This is a genomic window from Mucilaginibacter sp. P19 (genome assembly GCF_050632265.1).
Lineage (GTDB): Bacteria > Bacteroidota > Bacteroidia > Sphingobacteriales > Sphingobacteriaceae > Mucilaginibacter > Mucilaginibacter gossypii.
In genome coordinates this window covers 3,910,947-3,926,789 of record NZ_CP192586.1, presented here as the reverse complement: position 1 = coordinate 3,926,789, position 15,843 = coordinate 3,910,947, and the positions used below count along the sequence as shown (strand labels likewise).

The 15,843-nt window shown below is 42.1% G+C and carries 13 protein-coding genes; 6 read left to right on the top strand and 7 right to left on the bottom strand.

The genetic code is table 11. The features are described 5' to 3' along the window. Positions 1 to 169: 169 nt before the first annotated feature. Entirely contained in the window at positions 170 to 1,315 is a 1,146-nt protein-coding gene (locus ACQ86K_RS18965) for a methionine aminotransferase (protein ID WP_091162597.1), read from the bottom strand. A 196-nt stretch (positions 1,316 to 1,511) separates the two neighbouring features. Continuing rightward, the gene (locus tag ACQ86K_RS18960; RefSeq protein WP_091162598.1) at positions 1,512 to 3,668 is read right to left on the bottom strand and encodes an FUSC family membrane protein; all 2,157 of its coding nucleotides are present in this window, start codon (positions 3,666 to 3,668) and stop codon (positions 1,512 to 1,514) included. Positions 3,669 to 3,941: 273 nt separating this feature from the next. Here ACQ86K_RS18960 and ACQ86K_RS18955 point away from each other — a divergent pair, with 273 nt between their 5' ends. Then, positions 3,942 to 6,518: a phosphoenolpyruvate carboxylase gene (locus ACQ86K_RS18955; RefSeq protein WP_091162599.1), complete on the top strand. Its 2,577-nt coding sequence runs from the start codon at positions 3,942 to 3,944 to the stop codon at positions 6,516 to 6,518. Positions 6,519 to 6,826: 308 nt separating this feature from the next. Here the strand turns inward: ACQ86K_RS18955 and ACQ86K_RS18950 are convergent, their stop codons facing one another. The 5 genes from ACQ86K_RS18950 to ACQ86K_RS18930 form a co-directional block, all read right to left on the bottom strand. Next, entirely contained in the window at positions 6,827 to 7,438 is a 612-nt protein-coding gene (locus tag ACQ86K_RS18950; protein ID WP_431198551.1) for an alpha-L-arabinofuranosidase C-terminal domain-containing protein, read from the bottom strand. Then, positions 7,339 to 8,376 (bottom strand): alpha-N-arabinofuranosidase, encoded by a 1,038-nt coding sequence (locus ACQ86K_RS18945; RefSeq protein ID WP_431198550.1) that lies wholly within the window; start codon positions 8,374 to 8,376, stop codon positions 7,339 to 7,341. Before ACQ86K_RS18945 ends, ACQ86K_RS18950 begins: the two co-directional genes overlap by 100 nt. 246 nt (positions 8,377 to 8,622) lie before the next feature. After that, positions 8,623 to 9,207: a TlpA family protein disulfide reductase gene (locus tag ACQ86K_RS18940; RefSeq protein WP_431198549.1), complete on the bottom strand. Its 585-nt coding sequence runs from the start codon at positions 9,205 to 9,207 to the stop codon at positions 8,623 to 8,625. 60 nt (positions 9,208 to 9,267) lie between these two features. Further along, positions 9,268 to 9,684, bottom strand: coding sequence for a DUF6691 family protein (locus ACQ86K_RS18935; protein ID WP_091162602.1), 417 nt, complete (start codon positions 9,682 to 9,684; stop codon positions 9,268 to 9,270). Position 9,685: 1 nt separating this feature from the next. Then, positions 9,686 to 10,078, bottom strand: a complete 393-nt coding sequence (locus tag ACQ86K_RS18930; RefSeq protein WP_431198548.1) for a YeeE/YedE family protein — start codon at positions 10,076 to 10,078, stop codon at positions 9,686 to 9,688. Between the two features lie 329 nt (positions 10,079 to 10,407). Between ACQ86K_RS18930 and ACQ86K_RS18925 the strand changes: the two genes are divergently transcribed. The 5 genes from ACQ86K_RS18925 to ACQ86K_RS18905 all read left to right on the top strand — a co-directional run bounded on the left by ACQ86K_RS18925 (position 10,408) and on the right by ACQ86K_RS18905 (position 15,790). Continuing rightward, on the top strand, positions 10,408 to 10,809 hold the full coding sequence (locus tag ACQ86K_RS18925) for a hypothetical protein (protein ID WP_431198547.1): 402 nt from the start codon (positions 10,408 to 10,410) through the stop codon (positions 10,807 to 10,809). 407 nt (positions 10,810 to 11,216) lie between these two features. Beyond that, on the top strand, positions 11,217 to 12,149 hold the full coding sequence (locus tag ACQ86K_RS18920; RefSeq protein ID WP_208102495.1) for a transporter: 933 nt from the start codon (positions 11,217 to 11,219) through the stop codon (positions 12,147 to 12,149). 30 nt (positions 12,150 to 12,179) lie between these two features. After that, the gene (locus ACQ86K_RS18915) at positions 12,180 to 13,736 is read left to right on the top strand and encodes a phosphatase PAP2 family protein (protein WP_091162915.1); all 1,557 of its coding nucleotides are present in this window, start codon (positions 12,180 to 12,182) and stop codon (positions 13,734 to 13,736) included. A 30-nt stretch (positions 13,737 to 13,766) separates the two neighbouring features. Next, a complete protein-coding gene (locus tag ACQ86K_RS18910; RefSeq protein ID WP_091162605.1) occupies positions 13,767 to 14,582 on the top strand; it encodes a hypothetical protein in 816 nt (271 codons plus the stop codon). Positions 14,583 to 14,683: 101 nt separating this feature from the next. After that, complete coding sequence (locus ACQ86K_RS18905; protein WP_091162606.1) at positions 14,684 to 15,790, top strand: hypothetical protein; 1,107 nt, start codon at positions 14,684 to 14,686, stop codon at positions 15,788 to 15,790. The last annotated feature ends 53 nt before the right edge of the window (positions 15,791 to 15,843 follow it).

Below are 15,843 nucleotides of genomic sequence, written 5' to 3'. Positions count from 1 at the left end.
GGTTCATAGTTGATGGATCATATATCATGGCAAAAATGCATGATGGTTGGTTGATCCATTCGGATAAAACTTATACAATTTGGCTATGATCCATGAATTATAGACCATGATCCAAAATCAAACTTATGATCTGGCTATGATCCATGAACTATAGGCCATTAACCAAAAATTAAACTCGAATTAACCTATCAACGGCTTTATCTAAAGTTTCTTGCCTTTTGGCGAAACAAAACCTTAACACATGGTGATCAATCCCCTTGCTGTAAAAGGCCGAAACAGGTATGGACGCTACCCCAAATTCCTTCGCCACACGGATAGAAAAGTCGGCATCTTTTTCGTCGGTAATAGCGCGGTAACTTACAGACTGAAAGTATGATCCTGAACATGGCAAAAGCTTAAAACGGCTTTGTTCAAGGCCTTTTCTGAAGTGGTCGCGTTTTTCCCTGAAAAATTCGGCCAGGCCAAGATAATTTTCTTCGTTTTTTAAATGCTCGGCGATTGCATACTGAATAGGAGTGTTTACGGCGAATACCAAAAACTGGTGAATTTTCCTGAACTCATTCATCAAATAAGCAGGCGCCATGCAATAGCCCACCTTCCAGCCCGTAGCATGAAAAGGCTTGCCAAACGATGCTACGATGAAGCTGCGCTGCTGCAGATCAGGGTAGCGGGCCATGCTGTGGTGGGTTTCGCCATCATAAATCAGGTGTTCATATACCTCATCGCTAAGGATCAGGATATCCTGGTTTTTTACCAGCGCGCTCAACTCGTCAATATCCTCCTTATGCAAAATGGTTGCGGTTGGGTTATGAGGCGAGTTAAGGATGATCATTTTTGTTTTTTGGTTGATCAACCGCTTAACCATGTCCCATGCAATGCGGTAATTAGGAGGCTCAAGGGCAAGCGATTTTACAACGCCGCCCATCAGTTTTATGGCAGGGGCATAACAATCAAAAGCTGGCTCGAATATAATCACCTCATCGTTGGGGTGAATTACAGCGCTTATAGCTGTAAAAATGGCCTGTGTACCACCGGCAGTGATGGTGATCTCGGTTTCGGGGTTATAAACCGCGCCGTAAATTTTTTCGGTTTTTTCGGCAATACGTTCTCTTAAAGCCATAACACCAGCCATGGGCGCATATTGATTATGACCCTCTTTCATGGCCTTATTTACAAGCTCTATCAGCTCAGGTGAACAGTCATAATCAGGAAAACCCTGCGATAGATTTATTGCACCCAACTCGCTGGCCAGGGCCGACATGACGGTAAATATGGTAGTTCCGGTTTGGGGTAATTTTGAAACAACAGGTATCATCAACGGCTAAAGTAGGGAAAAATCATTATGAACTTATCCCCATAACCGGGTATTTTTTGTATTTGGAAATATTTTAATTTATAGGTTTAAACATATTACTGTGCCGTGATTTTTAGGATTGGAAGATTAACAGGATTTTTCGAATCGGGAAGATTACCCAACAAAGTCAATCTTATCCATCCTTAAATCCTAAAAATCATGGTTCAATGAGGATGCTGTCGGTAATCTTAGCTATATCGTAGCTGATTTTATTGATAAAACCCAATTGTTCTTTCATCAAAGCATCTTCGGGTTGGGGTACCGGCTTCTGGGCTTCGGGGTTAACAGGTAGAATTTTACCTATATTAAATTCAATATTTTCAGCATGTAATTTTTGACCGGTATCGTTCAAAACGGTTATACTTTTTTTGATGAGCTTCATGGCTTCAGGGTGTGCAACCGGGATTTCCTTTTTGCTTTGTGCCGATGCAATGGTAGCGATGTACGAGGAAAGGATATGGTTAAGCACCACAAATTTATGTACATCCTTAATTTTGCGCTGTTTGCTTTTAGGTTCTGATGTCATGCGCTCAAATGCGGCCGAAAGGTTGGCCGATTTTACATAAACCTCTTTACGCGCCAGTTTGTAACTGGTAATACTGATCATTTTACCCGATATACTTTCGGCAATGGTAACCAGGTAATTTATGTTGGCCACTAACACATCCCTAAGTGCTTCCTGAATCTGTTCAAATTCCCAGGTAGGGAATATCAGGTAACTGGCCACCAACGCGATAGTTGAACCTATGACGGTATCCAAAATTCTTTCCTGGGCTACATTGAGCAATCCAACGCCCAGGAACTTGAACAATATAAGTACATAAGGCGTCATGAAAATTACGCTCACTACATAATTAAGGCGTTGAAAGCTGTAGGCACCCATCATAAAAATCACCAGGAAAATAAACTGCACGGTGACGTTAGGGATAAAGGTAAGTATGGCTATCCCAATAACGCCCCCGCCAATGGTACCTATTAAACGCTGGTAGTTACGCTGTTTTGAAAGACTGAACCCTGGCTTCAATATTACAATAATGGTAAGCAGCACCCAATAGCTGTGATGGCCTAATGATACTAATTTAGCCGTGATAAAGCCTATCAAACACACCAATGCTACACGCAGGGCATGTTTGAATGCGCCGGATGCCAGCGTAAAGTTGTCGAAGAAAATATGCGGTGCAAAATCCTGGTGGGTAACAAAAGCCGAATACTCTACATCGCCCTTGGGCTCGTTTAATGATTCGGCGGCTTTTGAACTATAGTACTTATAGATATTGTTGATCCCCTCGCTAAGTGAACGCAGGTTTACCAGCACCTTTTTAAGCACCAGATTGCTGGTTTCCTGGTTGTTTTTTCCGATGGAGTCGATTTTTATTTTTAGTTTTTCCAGTTCGATATTAAAATCAGTGAGATGGCGGCGACGCGTATTTGATAATATAATGTAGGCTATATCATCAAGCTCATCGGCCATGTTATGGATAATACGGGCTATTTCGGTAAGTACACCAGTGTCTTTAAATTTTTCGCGAATGTGGCTGTAATCATAGTGTGTGGCCATGATCTGTTCGTAAATATCAACAAGGTCCACAAAAGTAAGCACCAGGATTCTGCTTGGAGCTGTTGATTCGCGGGCCATGATGCGGCTTTTAAAAAGCAGTTCGCGCACGGCATCCTGGTGCTGGCTCACCTGGATCTGTTTGGAAACCAGCTTGCGGTAGTTTTCATCAATATCGGTATCCGACAAATAAAAATCGGCTTTGATGCGTAAAAAACGAGCTATATCGGTAACATTTTCGCCAAGGGCCTGCTGTGCCGCGCGGTAAGGGCGGATACCGAAAAACAATAAACTGAAGATCATATACCAAACGCCACCCGCTAAGATAGTTGCACTGTAACCCAATACCTCGGGAGCTGCCAATGCCTTATCCATCATAAAGATCATGATCAGTAAAGATGAAGTGCCTACGGATGCTGCCCTGTTGCCATAAACTGTAAACATGGAAAACAAAAAAGCGAAGAAGGTGATCTCGAAGCCAAGCGTAAATACATTGAGCCGGGCAAAACCGGTAATAGCAGCAACCAAAAACAAACACAGGTTGCCGGCCGCCATAGCATTACGCTTGTGCGACACCGGGCCGGGAGTATCTATAACGCAGATACACAATGCACCCAGTGAAAGTGTAAGGCCCAGATCAAACTTATCAAACTGCATTAGCAGGAGGGAGGGCAGTAAAATGCCTATACAAATGCGGATCCCATCAGAAAAATATTGACTGTAAAAGAAACTTTTTATTTCCCTGGTGTTTATAGACATGGTAGCAGTAGCTTTGTAAATAACAGAACTATTATAAGCAATTTTGTTTGTTCGGCCTGTTTTTATTAAATATAATTTATTGGCCTAAAATGACGTTTCAAATTTACATAATTTTAATTTATGTATCTGTTTTTGATAAAAATGGCATTAATTGAAGATTTGTGTTAATAAATATTTACTTTTTGATGAAATTAAATTAAAGATCAGTAAATTCACCCCCGGAAAAGGCCAAAAGCTAAACCAATCAATTTTACCTCAATTTAATTTTTTACTATGTCGCCAACGTTAAAACTCAGCCAAAGAGAAGCAGCCTTCAATAACGAGGTTGTTACCCGATTTGAGTTATATAACAGTTTGTTTCAAACACTTCCGTTTTACCAGGTAAAGGATACAGGGATCTTATTACCGTTTTTTAGTTCACATTGTGAGAAAGGCGCTATCACCCATGATTCGCCGACAGATATTATCGAGTCGTTTTTTGAAAAGTATGTACCGGATATCGATCATCGCGAGCAGATTAACCGCATGTTCAGGTTTATTCAGTACATTGAACGGCAGGTGGTTTTATTTGACGCCATTGAAGATTCGTCATTTAATAAAATAGGTAAGTTTGATGACAGTGGTACCCTGCAAAGCTTGTTGCAGCATGCAGCCATCAGTGATGAAAGCCGGCAGGATATCAGTGAAAAATTAAAAGATTTTTCGTTACGCCTGGTGCTTACTGCTCACCCTACGCAGTTTTATCCAGGTACGGTGCTTGGCATCATGACGGATTTAATTGAAGCTGTAAAAACCAACGATATTAATAATATTGATGTATTGCTGCAGCAATTAGGTAAAACGCCATTCTTTAATAAAACATCGCCGACACCGGTTGATGAGGCTATCAGCCTTTCCTGGTTCCTGGAAAATATATTTTATCATGCCGTATCTGGGATCCAGTCAAAACTGGAAGAGGAGTTTGATATTGACGCTGCAAGCCGCCAGATATTGGAGCTTGGTTTTTGGCCGGGCGGCGACCGTGATGGTAATCCTAACGTAACAACTCAAACCACTAAAGAAGTTGCCAGCTTTTTAAGGCAGCGCCTGTTCAGGTGTTACTACCGCGATTTCAGGGTACTTAAACGCCGAATTACTTTCCGCGGTGTTGAGGAAGCCATGACTAAACTGGAAACGCTGTTTTACAAAAACGCTAACGAACAATTAACCCCGGTTGATCTTCAAGGCGAACTGTTGGAGCTGCTGCTTTCTATAAAAGAAGTTATCCTTCGGGATCACGATGGTTTGTTTGTGAATATTGTTGAGGACATGATCCAGAAGGTACGCCTTTTTGGATGTTATTTTGCAACACTTGATATCAGGCAGGACAGCCGTATTTTACGTAAAGTGTTTGAATATGGAACCCAAAATATTGACACAGGCGTAGCGGAAGGTTATTCGGAACTAAGCGAAGAAGATAAAATAAAGAGCATCACTTTTAAAGAGGCCGATTTTGTTTGCCCTAAAGAGGAAAAAGATGCTATGATCCACGATACACTGGATACCATCAGGTTGGTTAAGCAAATTCAACAGGGTAATGGTGAAAGGGCGTGCCAGCGTTTCATTATCAGTAACTGTCAGCGCGCTTCGGATATTTTGCAGTTGATTAACCTGTTTTTATGGAGTGGGTGGAAAAAAGACAGCTTAAGTATCGATTTTATGCCGCTGTTTGAAACCGTGAACGATCTGGAACATGCTGCAAGCATCATGGAACAATTATATACCCATCCGTTTTATGCCGAGCACCTGAAAAACAGGGGGAGCCAGCAAACTATTATGCTTGGCTTTTCGGATAGTACTAAGGATGGCGGTTACCTGATGGCTAACTGGTCAATATATAAAGCTAAAGTTGAGCTTACCGCGATGGCCCGCAAATACGGCATCCAGCTGGCGTTTTTTGATGGCAGGGGAGGGCCACCTGCCCGCGGTGGTGGTAAAACACACCGTTTTTATGCATCGATGGGTAAAGAAATTGCTAACGAGCATATCCAGTTAACTATACAGGGGCAAACCGTTAGTTCGCAATATGGTTCGGTTGAAACTGCCCAATTTAATATGGAGCAACTGATCAACGCAGGTATTATCTCAGCTTTGCACCCTAACCGTAACGATCTGCTGGATAACCGTCATAAGGAACTCATTCAGCAAATGGCCGATGTAAGCTATAAGCTGTTTATTGATCTGCGTGCACATCCGCTGTTTGTTGAATACCTCGAAAAATTCAGTCCACTGAAATTATTATCAAGGATTAATATCAGCAGCCGCCCAACTAAACGTAATGCAGGGGCTCAATTGAAACTGGAAGACCTTAGGGCTATCAGCTTTGTAACTTCATGGAGTCAGTTAAAACAAAGTATCCCCGGTTTTTATGGTGTGGGTACAGCACTTAAACAGGTTAAAGAAACTGGCGGTTGGGACGAGATTAAAGAGCTTTATCAAACTTCGGGTTTCTTTAAAACTATGCTGGATAACTGTATGATGTCGATGTCGAAGTCGGACTTCAGGGTTACAGCGTACCTGGAACAGGATGAAAAATTTGGCGCTTTCTGGAAAATGCTTCGCGATGAGTTTATTCTTACCCGCGAAATGTTGCTTGAACTAACCGGCAGCACCGTACTGATGGAAGAATATCCGGTTGAACGTCGTTCTATTGCTATTCGCGAAAAAATAGTGTTACCGCTGGTGATCATTCAGCACTACGCCCTGCAATGTATCAATTATGAAAAGGATACCGAGCTTAATGATGTTTATAACAAGCTGGTGATCCGTACGGTTTACGGTATTGTAAATGCCGGGCGCAATTTGGCTTAAGAGTTTATTGTTTTAATTTATATCCCCATCCACCTGTTAGCAATAGCAGGTGGATTTTTTTGATTTAATTGTATGATCATGATGGGCTGTGTCAAAAGCTTTCAAAGGTTTTTGACATTTAGTCTGAAAAGCCTCTGCACTTAAACTTTAAGAAAAAACCGTGAGCTATTATAAAGTTAAAAGCAGAATACGTATAGCTTAAAACCAATAGGTTGATTATTCGTGTTTGTTCAATTGCTTTATATGTAATAAAAAAAACCGCATCATTTGTATTTGATGCGGCCTCTTTTGTATTTAGGGGAAAGGATTTATTGCAATTCGAGTGTTACGATTGATTTTGCAGGCAGACTTACTACCAGTTTGTCACCGTCTTTTTTAGCTCCGGTAAAAGTGTTCAGGTGGATTTTATCGGCATCTTTAAATGTATTAACATCAGTTAACTTAGCCGAGGTTAATACCTGACCGCTAACGGTTTGCCATTTTATATCGCTAAGGCCGGTTGTAATGGTAATAGTATTGTGCGGATCAAGGTTAACTAATGAGATGTGTACCTTGCCGGCCGCATCCTGCGAAGCAGATGCATTTACAGCTTCAATTTTTTTGCCGTCAACTTCATAATCAGGCGCGCTCAACTTAATGGGCAGGTATTTGGCATCCTGGTGCACCTTGTACATATCAAACACATGGTAAGTAGGGGTGAGCACCATTTTTTCTTTATCAGTTAATATCAAAGCCTGCAGCACATTAATGGTTTGTGCAAGTGCGGCCATTTTAACACGGTCGCTATGGTTGTTAAATATGTTTAGCGTTGTGCCCGCTATTAAAGCGTCGCGCAAGCTGTTTTGTTGGTAAAGAAAACCAGGGTTTGTTCCTGGTTCAGGATCAGTCCAAACACCCCACTCATCAACAACAAGGGCCACTTTTTTTCAGGGTCATATTTGTCCATAATGGCCGAATGTTTGGTAACCAGCTCCTCCATTTTAAGGCAGTTTACCATAGTGCTGAAGTATTCTTTTTCGTCAAAGTTAGTTGCCGAACCTTTTTTGCCCCAATTACCTGTTGGTATGGTATAATAATGCAACGATAAACCTGCCATCATACCGCTCGAGATGTTTTTCATACAAACTTCTGTCCAACGGTAATCATCAGAGTTTGGCCCGCTGGCTATTTTTTTCAGTTTAGCACCTGGGTAATCCTTGGCAAATGATGCATAGCGTTTAAACAGGTCGGAGTAATATTCAGGTGTCATATTACCGCCACAGCCCCAGCTCTCGTTGCCCACACCCCAATAAGTTACTTTGTAGGGTGCCGGGTGTCCGTTCTTTTTACGCAATTGCACTACAGTACTGCTGCTATTTGAGTTTAAGTATTCAATCCACTTCGACATTTCATCAACCGTACCGCTGCCTACGTTACCTGCTATATAAGGCTCACAGCCCAACAAGTCGCAAAGTTCCAGGAATTCATGTGTACCAAAGCTGTTATCTTCGGTAATGCCGCCCCAGTTGGTATTTACCATACGCGGGCGTGCAGTTGCGGGGCCGATGCCATCGCGCCAGTGATACTCGTCGGCAAAGCATCCGCCGGGCCAGCGCAGGTTAGGGACCTTTATCTTTTTAAGGGCATCAACAATGTCAAGCCTGATGCGGTCCTGCTTTTTTACAGGTAGGGTTTTATCAACCCAAAAACCTCCATAAATGCCATGACCGAGGTGCTCGGCAAACTGGCCGTAAATGTGCTTGCTAATGGTTGTTTTTGAATCGGTACTGATATTAAGTGTACCTGTTTGCCCGAAGGATGCCGAGCTCAATAAAGACAAAGCGATAACGCCGAGTTGTAAAAACGGGTTCTTTTTCATTGAAACTTAGGATTTAACTGATTGTGCAGTAAAGAAAAGAAAAATTTGTTAATAAGTGTTAAAATAACAATAAAAATTACCGTTGATGTTTTGATTGCATGGATTTCGCTGATGCGCTGCAGGACTGGCCAACGTTTTTGGGATTGACAGCGTGTTATTTTAGAAGAATGATCTTGGATATTTAGCCCTTAAAACCTGATTGATGTATTCAAGGAAAAATCAACGGAATCAGTGAAATTAAATTAATCAACGGTTGTTCCTTATAAACTCTTCAAACTTTTCATTGCTATAATCTGCCGCGCCGGAGTGCTTATAAATAAGCTTGCCCTCTTTATCAAATACGAGGGTAGTAGGGATAGTTCCATCTAATAAAGTGCCGGGTACATTGCTCTCCTGTGTATATAAAGGTAGGTCATACTCGTTTTTAAGCATAAAAGCTTTGGCTTTAGGCAGATCGTTATCTACATCAACCAAAAGAAAGGCTACTTTTGGATCGTTCCTGAATTTTTTGTAGAGTTCATTTACCTTAGGCATTTCTGCGATGCAGGGAGGGCACCAGGTAGCCCAATAGTTTATAAATACCACTTTAGATTTTAGGGTGCCTAACGATATGGTATTACCGCCTGCATCTTTAAACTGGATATCCGGTACGTTGGTAAAGTTTTCGTGATGCTTAACGTACCCTCCGGGATCGGGCTGGAAAAAATCCAGCGACATGAGGCCCCTGATCAGATAACCTTTTGCATTTGGATTAAAAATTACCAACAACGCCAATGCCATAATGAGGATGCTGAAAATATTTGAAATCGGGATCTTTTTTTGTTGGATCATAAAGTGATATTTAAGGGTCTGTAAATATTTCGCTGCTTCGCGCCTTTGCATGAACTTAATTTAATGTGGTAATTTTTCTCTGAGCAAGCCATAAACCCATGTCCCCAAAATAGCGCTTAAAAGCGTAACCGCAGTAACTGCAAAGCCACTTCCACTTACAATCTGCGCAAACAGCGGACCAGGGCAGGCGCCTGTAATTGCCCAGCCTAAGCCAAATATCAGCCCGCCATATACATTGCCCCAGCTAAATTTTTTGTCGGGAATAACAATAGCGTCGCCGGTAAGGGTTTTGATCTTAAAATGTTTAATAATCATAACGGAGATCATCCCTACAATAATAGCGCTGCCAATGATACCATACATATGAAACGATTGCAGCCTGAACATTTCCTGGATCCTGAACCAGGAGATCACCTCCGATTTTACCAGCAATATGCCAAAAAGCAGGCCTGCAAACAAATATTTAATGTTTTGCATATTATAAACGTAAAAGGTAAGGTAAAATAAACCAGCTCATGATGAAACCTCCTGCCATAAAACAGCAGGTTGCCACCAGCGATGGCCATTGCAGGTTCGAGATTCCCATGATGGCGTGGCCGGATGTGCAGCCGTTGGCATACCTGGTGCCAAAGCCCACTAAAAAGCCCCCTGCCACCATAAAAATAAAACCCCTTAAGGTAAGCAGTTCACCAAAACTGAAGATATCCTTTGGTAATAAACCATTAAAATCTTTAACTCCCTGTTGTTGCAGCAATGCATGGGTTTGCGGATTGATATTAACCGGATGATTAGCAGAAAGATATTGTGCAGCCAGAAAGCCGCCCAAAACAATGCCGACTACAAAAAACATGTTCCAGTTTTCTTTTTCCAATCATACTTAAAAAAGGATATATTGGCTGGAATACATGCCGCACAGATGTGCTTCAGTGATGACGAGATACCAAAAGTTTTATTCCCGATAATAAGTAGGGCTGGTACAATAAGGCCTATTAGCGGACCGGATACATACCAGGGCCAGGGTTGAGTTATCAGATCCATAGTTTACGGGTTAATAACCGCAAATATATCTAATGTGAATTGGCAAAATCCTAATCAGGCTGGCTTTTAATTGTAATTGATACAATTTTACTTTTTATTTGTTTTAACAATATTGTTACATATATTTACTGGCAATTATATACCCTAACAAAATTTATTTTGGTGAAGAAGCTTATAGCGATACTTTTATTAAACGTACATCTGTTCAATTTGGGCGGATACAGTTTAGTATTTGAGTATTTTATTCACCGGTCCGAAGTGCAAATTGTTAAGCAGATCTATGAAAATAAGGTTGACGCTACCAAACTTGTAGAGATCAAGATTCCTGTACATCTTCCAAAAATCCACAGTTGGAGTGGGTATGTTCGTGATCAGGGGCAATTGCAGCTAAAAGGGGTATACTACAATTACCTGCGGTATAAAGTTACACAGGACACTATGTCATTTATTTGTATAGCCAATAGCGTTAAAACCCGTTTGGTTAATGCAAACCTCATTATTGCCAAAGAAATAAGCGATGTGCCCTTAAGTAAAAAGGGACACGATTCATCGCAAAAAAGATAAACGCCGGGGGCGAATACAGCTTCCAGGTTATGCATTATCAATTCTTATCTTACGGAAGGACATTAAAGGTAAAACCACGCCCTATAGCCTACCATGTAAATTCACCCTTCATCGAGTCGCCCGGCAAACCTCCAAACATTGCCTGCTGATTATTGCCTGTAAATTATGAGTTAAATTAATTTGTGTGCCTGTACTTTAAGGGACGCAAAGGTTTTTTATCATTTTGTTGTTTGAATCTGCACATCACCTGTGCTGCTAATTTTAGATACAACAATTTCATTTACGGCTTTGATCATGCTCACTAATGCTGATGTATTATCAACAAATCGGTGGTTAAGCGATTTCAGTTGATAATGTTGATCCGGCTTTTGTTTTACCAATTTAGTTATACCCTTTATTTAAACGTAATGAAATTTATGTCGCTGTATTTTTACAGATGTTGTATTGTAGTTTCTTTTTTATTGGCTGTTGCACAATGTGCCAAAGCCCAAACCGATGCTGATGCATTGATGATCCCTAAAAATTATTTTTGTGCCGCCGCAGTATATACCCATGGGAGTTGGGACCATTACTGGGAAGGTACTTTTAAACGGGATAATCCAAATTTGGGTACCGTGAGTACAAATGTTTACAGCCTGGGTGGTAATTACGGTCTTTCAAACCGGATCAACCTGCTATTCATGGTTCCTTATGTAACTACCAACGCTTCGGCCGGTACTTTAAGAGGCGAAAAGTCATTTCAGGACCTTATGGTTTCGTTTAAATGGATGGCCGTAAAAGAGGAGATAGGCAGTGGTTTATTTAGCGTTCATGCCATAGCTACGGGTTCATTGCCTTTAGCCAATTATCAAGCCGATTTTTTGCCTTTATCTGTAGGCTTGCATAGCAAAAGCGTAGCCTTACGCGCCTTGCTTAACTATCAAACAGGCAGATTCTTTGTGGCAGGCTCAGGTCAGTACATTCGCCGCGATAATATTACTATCGACAGAAATTCATACTACACTACCGAAATGCATTACACCAATGAGGTGCAGTTACCAAACGCTACCAACTTTATGTTTAGCAGTGGCTACCGCAGCCTCAAATTTAATGCCGAGGCCACTTTTACAAAGATTACAAGTACAAGCGGCTTTGATATCCGTAAAAACGATATGCCTTTTCCAAGTAACCGCATGAATAGCACAGCTGTTGGTTTAATATTGAAATACAGTTTCCAGTCTATCAGCGGACTTGAGTTTACTGCAGGCGGTAACTATGTTTTAAACGGACGTAATGTAGGCCAAACCCGGTCGGGATTTGCAGGTGTGTACTATGTGTTTAGCACCAAAAAGGAGAAGTAATTAGCAGTTGGATAATCAATGATCAATGAAATGAAAAAAACGATACTTAATATATTTACAATTACAGCGTTGGCAGCGGCAACGTTTAGTTCGTGCAGGAAAGATATTTTAGACCGCACTGCGTTATACCCGGCGCTTAAACCCTCAAATCTTGACCTTACTGCCGATACCTGGAACCCGGTGCTGGTTAAAGATTTTAGTGTGTTGAACGTAGCCGCGCCTGATGCTGTTACATCACCGGCCTATGTAGCCGATCTGAACGAGATTAAAGGATTACAGAAAAATCTAACCAGTGATCAGCAGTCAAAGATCCAATATTGGAGCGCGGGCTCTGTATTAAGATGGAATGAGATTTTGCGCGAGCTTGTAGCCAAACATAATATACCACCATACCAGAACCCTGATGGTACTTATCCGGCTCCAAGTTCTACCAATCCTTTTAATTACCCTGAATTTCCGTTTTCAAACCCTCCTTATGCTGCACGTGCCTACGCTTATGTAAGTGCTGCACAATATGATGCGCTGATAGCTGCATGGCATTTCAAAAACGTTTATAAACGTACGGCGCCATATAAAAACGACTCAGGTGTTAAAGCACTGATCCCGGCATCCGAACTGCCTTCGTACCCAAGCGAGGACGCGGTAGTATCTGGTGCGACATCTGAGATCATGAAATTATTATTTCCTGCGGATGTAGCCTTTATACAACAAAAGGTTGATGAAGAAAGATTATACAGGATGGCATCAGGAGCTAATACCCGTGGCGAATTTGCTGCCGGCGAATCGTTAGGCAGGCAGGTAGCCGCCATATTTGCTACCCGCGCCCGTAATGACGGTGCAGGCAAAGCCGGCGGTTCTCCCGCTATCTGGAAAAACTTTGAAACCATCACCGCTGCAAAAGGCGAGCAATTTTGGGTGAGCCTGGAAACCCCCAAAAGGCCACCAATGCTGCCGTTGTTTTCAAAAGTTACGCCTTTCTTGTTCGATTCAACTACTGTAGCTGCAATCAGGCCCCCGGCTCCATACGCAACAAATTCGGCCGAGTTTAAAAAAGAAACAGAAGAAGTATTGTCATTCAGTAAAGACCATAGCCGCGATCATGAAGAGCTGGTTGCTTTCTGGGCCGATGGTGCCGGTACTTATACGCCTACAGGTCACTGGAATGCTATTGCAGCTGATGAATTTGTAAAACAAAATTACAGCGAAGTACGCTGGGCACGTAACTTTGCGTTGTTGAACATGGCCCAAATGGATGCCGCTATTGTATGTTGGGATACTAAATATTTTTACTTTAACCAGCGCCCGTCGCAGGCTAACCCAAATATCAAAACATTAACTGGGGTGCCAAATTTTCCGGCGTATACGTCAGGTCACTCTAACTTTAGCGGTTCGGCTGCTACTGTACTAACCTATTTGCTGCCCGATAGGGGGAGTAAGTTCACCGATATGGCGCATGCGGCGGCTATGTCAAGGTTGTACGGGGCTATTCACTATCGGAGCGACTGCGAAGTTGGTTTGGTAACCGGAAATAAAGTTGGCCAGTATGCAGTTAACAGAGGTAAGGCTGATGGGGCAGACGCAAAATAACAGGATGTTGAATTGAGGACAGAATAAACAATGCGCAGCTTAACAAACGATCAGAAAATATATCACACGCTTCGGCTCGCGGTAGCTATGTGCTTTATAGGGCACGGTTGCTTTGGTATTATAACCAAACAAATTTGGTGTAACTACTTTGGTGTTGTCGGCATAGGTAAAGAAATGGCCTATACACTGATGCCTTATGTAGGTACCGTGGACATATTAATGGGCATTTCTATGCTGGTTTATCCAACCCGTGCCATAGCTGCATGGCTGGTGGTTTGGGGACTGGCTACTGCATCTATGCGCCCACTGTCGGGCGAACCTTTTGCCGAGTTCATTGAACGTGCCGGCAACTACGGTGCACCGTTTGCTTTACTGTTGGTACAGGGAGGGTTCCCATTAGGTAAAAAACAATGGCTTGCCCGTATGGATGATAATGTTAGTATCAATGCCGAAACCCTGGCTAAAGTTATTACCTGGTTAAGGGTATTTGCATTTTTGCTGCTAATAGGCCATGGCTGGCTCAACCTTATCCAAAAGCAAGGTTTATTAAGTCAATACCATACGCTTGGTTTTGCTGAACCGGCTAAAACGGCCCAGTTTGTTGGCTTGTTTGAGGTGCTGGCTGCGTTAACAGTGCTTATTCGTCCCTTTAAAAATATACTCCTCGTTTTTATTATATGGAAAATATCCAGCGAGCTCTTTTATCCAAAATACGAAATGTTTGAGTGGGTAGAACGCGGCGGGAGCTATGGTGTATTGCTGGCCTTGTGGTTTGCGGTTAAAAAAGCACCGGCTGGTTATATTCTCTGGCCTTTTAAACATACATCACATTTAAGAGCAAGTTAATCCATCAAAACATAAAAAAGCTTATTGAACAGGGTAAAAAGTTACCCTGCTTTGCAAACATATTAACTAAACAATTGCACAAAAACACTTTTAATAATACTATGAAAAAACTGGTACTGAAATTTATTGGCGTTACAACGGTTATCCTATTTACAACCTTTGCCAAGGTAAATGCGCAAGGTTGTGTCGCTATTAGAAGCACAGGCGGTTTATGCACTATGGATGAACATCCCGATAGTGTTTCCAACAATGGCAGCTGGTTGTTAAACAGCAATAACCGTTACTTTCGCTCGTATAAACACTTTGTTGGTACCAAGGAGCAAAAACAACGAATTCAACAAGGAACCAATGTTATTAATCATTCCTATACGCAGGATTTAACTTTAACCCGCATATTTAATAATCGGTGGTCGTTTGCTGTTGATTTACCTATAGTTGATAACAGCCGTTCATCATTATATGAGCATGGAGGTAAGGAGCGTTTGGAAACACATTCCTTTGGTTTGGGCGATGTACGTTTAACAGCATATGCCTGGTTATTAAACCCTGTAAAGGCCCGCCGTGGCAATATCCAGGTTGGCCTGGGTATCAAGCTGCCAACCGGAAACTACAATTACCAGGATTATTTTTACCATACTGCTGCCAACGATGGCAAAACGCTTGGTCCTGTTGATCAATCTATCCAATTGGGTGATGGTGGCACAGGTATCACCACTGAGATCAATACTTATTACAATTTTACACACAGGTTTGGCCTATACGGCGGGTTTTACTATCTCATCAGTCCAAGGGAGCAAAATGGTGTATCATCGGCCCGTGGCGGTGCACCAAGTGCCAAAGCGGTTGCCAACGGCAGTGATGTTATGAGCGTGCCCGACCAGGTAATGATCCGCGGCGGTGCAAGCTACGGCGTCAGCAAGTTTGATTTTTCGGCCGGTGTACGTTATGAATGTTTGCCCGTGCATGACCTTGTAGGAGGGAGCAATGGCTTCCGCAGGCCCGGATATATCATCTCTGCCGAGCCGGGTGTTACTTACCGTGTTAAATCATTTTCAATTTACGCTTTTGTACCTGTAGCATTAAAACGCGACCGCACGCAAAGCGTACCGGATAAAATTACAACCAACTTAACAGGAACTTATACTCAGGGCGATGCCGCATTTGCCGATTATGCCATCAACGTGGGGATAACTTTTAGAATTAAATAGAAAATTGTTTTGGTTGATTTTAAAGCCGGCATTGAGACCCCGGCTTTATTCAA

Coding starts and splice junctions, on each gene's coding strand:
- ACQ86K_RS18945 (WP_431198550.1), bottom strand. CDS start 8,376: ATGAAAAAGAACCCGTTTTTACAACTCGGCGTTATCGCTTTGTCTTTA.
- ACQ86K_RS18915 (WP_091162915.1), top strand. CDS start 12,180: ATGAAAAAAACGATACTTAATATATTTACAATTACAGCGTTGGCAGCG.
- ACQ86K_RS18965 (WP_091162597.1), bottom strand. CDS start 1,315: ATGATACCTGTTGTTTCAAAATTACCCCAAACCGGAACTACCATATTT.
- ACQ86K_RS18935 (WP_091162602.1), bottom strand. CDS start 9,684: ATGCAAAACATTAAATATTTGTTTGCAGGCCTGCTTTTTGGCATATTG.
- ACQ86K_RS18940 (WP_431198549.1), bottom strand. CDS start 9,207: ATGATCCAACAAAAAAAGATCCCGATTTCAAATATTTTCAGCATCCTC.
- ACQ86K_RS18905 (WP_091162606.1), top strand. CDS start 14,684: ATGAAAAAACTGGTACTGAAATTTATTGGCGTTACAACGGTTATCCTA.
- ACQ86K_RS18910 (WP_091162605.1), top strand. CDS start 13,767: ATGCGCAGCTTAACAAACGATCAGAAAATATATCACACGCTTCGGCTC.
- ACQ86K_RS18920 (WP_208102495.1), top strand. CDS start 11,217: ATGAAATTTATGTCGCTGTATTTTTACAGATGTTGTATTGTAGTTTCT.
- ACQ86K_RS18960 (WP_091162598.1), bottom strand. CDS start 3,668: ATGTCTATAAACACCAGGGAAATAAAAAGTTTCTTTTACAGTCAATAT.
- ACQ86K_RS18955 (WP_091162599.1), top strand. CDS start 3,942: ATGTCGCCAACGTTAAAACTCAGCCAAAGAGAAGCAGCCTTCAATAAC.